Source organism: Streptomyces sp. NH27, from assembly GCF_056859195.1.
In genome coordinates, this window is sequence record NZ_JACEGK010000805.1 from 1 (window position 1) to 2,205 (window position 2,205).

General features: G+C 75.4%; 4 protein-coding genes. 1 reads left to right on the plus strand and 3 read right to left on the minus strand.

All coding sequences use genetic code 11. The features are described 5' to 3' along the window. A partial coding sequence (locus AC13HU_RS36010; RefSeq protein WP_483046206.1) for a class I SAM-dependent methyltransferase occupies positions 1 to 187 on the minus strand: 187 nt, incomplete at its 3' end. Between the two features lie 219 nt (positions 188 to 406). Here AC13HU_RS36010 and AC13HU_RS36015 point away from each other — a divergent pair. Continuing rightward, positions 407 to 658: a hypothetical protein gene (locus AC13HU_RS36015; RefSeq protein ID WP_483046207.1), complete on the plus strand. Its 252-nt coding sequence runs from the start codon at positions 407 to 409 to the stop codon at positions 656 to 658. A 19-nt stretch (positions 659 to 677) separates the two neighbouring features. Here AC13HU_RS36015 and AC13HU_RS36020 read toward each other — a convergent pair whose 3' ends face one another. Together AC13HU_RS36020 and AC13HU_RS36025 are read right to left on the minus strand one after the other, a co-directional pair. Then, positions 678 to 1,160 (minus strand): MarR family winged helix-turn-helix transcriptional regulator, encoded by a 483-nt coding sequence (locus AC13HU_RS36020; RefSeq protein WP_483046208.1) that lies wholly within the window; start codon positions 1,158 to 1,160, stop codon positions 678 to 680. 168 nt (positions 1,161 to 1,328) lie between these two features. Continuing rightward, a partial coding sequence (locus AC13HU_RS36025; protein ID WP_483046209.1) for an MFS transporter occupies positions 1,329 to 2,205 on the minus strand: 877 nt, incomplete at its 5' end.

The following is a 2,205-nucleotide window of genomic DNA, read 5'->3' on the forward strand; positions in this document are numbered from 1 at the left end:
CCTGCCAGCCCTGCTCGGCCAGCCAGATCGCGTCCCCGCCCTCCCCGCACCCCAGGTCGAGCGCCGTGCCCGCCTTCAGGCCGGTGACCTCGCGGACCAGCGCGGCGTTGGGCCGCCCGCTCCAGATCCGCTCGGTGCCGCCGTACCGCTCGTCCCAGAACTCCTCCGCAGTTGCCACCTCGCCCATCCGGACGGCTCCTCTCGCTGTCGTCGGCTTCCGGTGCATCGCTTTCCGGTGCATCGCCGAGCATGCGTGCGCTCGTGCCGTAAGCCCAAGCTTCCTTGCCGGAACGGCAAGCTGGACGCCGGCGGGACGCACGGCTGCATCGCGCGATCAGGGGCAGGCGGTCCCGCAGCGGAACAGGGAACACGGAGCGCGGAAAGAAGAGGAAGAAGAGGTGGACGCGTGAGTGGCTTGAGTGGCTTGAGGGTGACGACCACGGCCGAGGTCGCAATGGAGCTGAGCACCTACGACGCCGAGCGGCAGCGCGAGATCCACGAGGCCCTGGACCGGCTGGCGGACGCGTCCGCCCAGGGCGCGGGCACGGCCGACGGGGTCGGCAGGCGCGCGGAGTTGCTGCCCGGGATGGCCTTCCACTGGGTGGTGCTGGAGGCGCCGCGGCTGGCCATTGTGTGGCAGATCGTGGTGCGGAGTTGACGAGGACGCGCCGCCGGCGTCAGGGCTGGTCGTCGTTGAGGTGGCCGACCAGGCGGAACAGCGCGGGGAGGGCCGAGCGGACGGCGTCACGGTCGGCGTCGTCCAGGGCGGCGAGCGCGGCGTCGAGCCGCCGTTCGTGGGCCCGGGTCCACGCGGCGAGCTGCTCGCGCCCGACATCGGTGAGCGCGACGACGGCGGCCCGCCGCTCGCCCGGATCGACATCCCGGGTGACCAGGCCCGACGTGATCATCTGGCTGACCAGGCCGCTCACCGTGCTGTTCGCCAGCCGCTGCCGGCTGGCCAGTTCGCTGACCCGGGCCGGCGACCGCTCGGCGAGCACCTGGAGGAGTTCGACCTGCGCCATCGGCAGGGTCTCCCACGGGTAGTCGGTCCGGATCGACGCCCGCAGCGCGCGGCGCAGCCGCGTGACGGCATCGGTGAGCCGGCGGGCGTCCGAGGCGTCACCGGACGCGGCGAGTTCGGGGGACGGCTGCGACGACATGGCCCAAGCCTACGGCCCGGTTCCGCGCTCCGGATCTCCCTGCCGAAAACGACATACGGTCGCCGGACCTCCACAGCGGTACGGCATACGGCGCCGACACGCGCCGCCGACCGGCGGCACCTTGTCGCACCGAAGCCGCCACCTGCACCGCGCCGCGCCTACCGCGCCTCAGCCCGCCCGTACGTCGCTCCCGGGCGCCGGCCCCGCGCCCGCATCACCACCCGCGTCCCCGTCCCCGTCCCCGCCCGGCCGATGCGCCGCCGTCCGCGGCCCGGCCCACGCGGCCGCCACCGCCACCACCGAAGCCGCCACCAGCACCGCGACCGCCCAGCGCGCCGCGCCCGTGCTGCCGACGGCACCCCGGGCCGGGCCGTACCGCTCGCCGAGGTGCAGTGCGAGCGTCACCAGAGCGACGCCGAGCGCCGTGCCGAGCCCGCGCGCCATGTTCACCAGGCCGCCGCCGGTACCGGAGGATCGGCGCGGTATCACCGCCATGATCATCGCGTTGTTCGCCGGGGTGAAGGTGCCCAGGCCCAGGCCGACGACGGCGAGCACCACGGCCAGCAGGCCCGCGGTCAGCGGCACCACGAGGAGCGCGGCCGTCGCGGCGGTGAGCACGCCCGCGCCCAGCACGCACCGGCCCCGGTCCGACAGCCCGCGCGGCAGGATACGGTCGCCGCCGGTCGCGGCGGCCGCGAACCCGGCCGGGAGCGCGGTGAGTACGAGCCCGGTGACCAGCGCGGACGAGCCGGACGCGGTGAGCACGACGGGCACCAGTACGAGGGGGCCGAAGAGCACCAGGTAACCGCTGAGCGCGCCGACCAGCCCGAGGGAGACCGTACGGTTGCGGACCAGCGCGAGGTCGAGCAGCGGGTGCCGCGCCCGGCCCTGCCGCACCACGAAACCCCAGCCGGCCACAGCCGCCACCGCGAAGAGCGCCACGACCGCCCAGCCCGGCACCGGCAGGCCCGAGGCCGCCGACACCCCCAGCAGGCCCCCGCCCGCCGCCGTGGCGAGCAGCAGGAGGCCGGGCCAGTCGAGGCCG

Bases quoted from the DNA above. Each gene is read 5' to 3' on its own strand.
- AC13HU_RS36020 (WP_483046208.1), bottom strand. From the start codon at position 1,160: ATGTCGTCGCAGCCGTCCCCCGAACTCGCCGCGTCCGGTGACGCCTCG.